Origin of the sequence: Campylobacter sp. US42a (assembly GCF_004379055.1) — a bacterium.
In the GTDB taxonomy this organism is placed as follows: domain Bacteria; phylum Campylobacterota; class Campylobacteria; order Campylobacterales; family Campylobacteraceae; genus Campylobacter_D; species Campylobacter_D jejuni.
Genome location: NZ_RYYK01000029.1, coordinates 1 through 229, shown reverse-complemented (window position 1 = coordinate 229; position 229 = coordinate 1). Strand labels below are relative to the sequence as shown.

The 229-nt window shown below is 31.4% G+C and carries 1 pseudogene; it reads right to left on the bottom strand.

The window, feature by feature from the left end:
• Positions 1-206: pseudogene (locus ELQ10_RS08555) on the bottom strand (2-oxoglutarate:acceptor oxidoreductase); the annotation flags it as partial.
• Positions 207-229 lie beyond the last annotated feature (23 nt).

Below are 229 nucleotides of genomic sequence, written 5' to 3'. Positions count from 1 at the left end.
TCTTCAAATTTCGCCATAGAAATTTTATCTTCTAATTCTTGCTCCAAAATAGGCTCTTCCTTAAGTTTAACCGTAGGCATATCCTCTTGAATTTGAGTCTTTCTAAGCTCTTCTTGTTCTTTTAGAATTTCACTTTGCCTTCTTTGTTCTTCCATGATAGAGTTAACTTCACTGATAGTTTTCTTTGCCAAATCTTCTAAATTCATATTTTTATCAACCACCTTTTAAA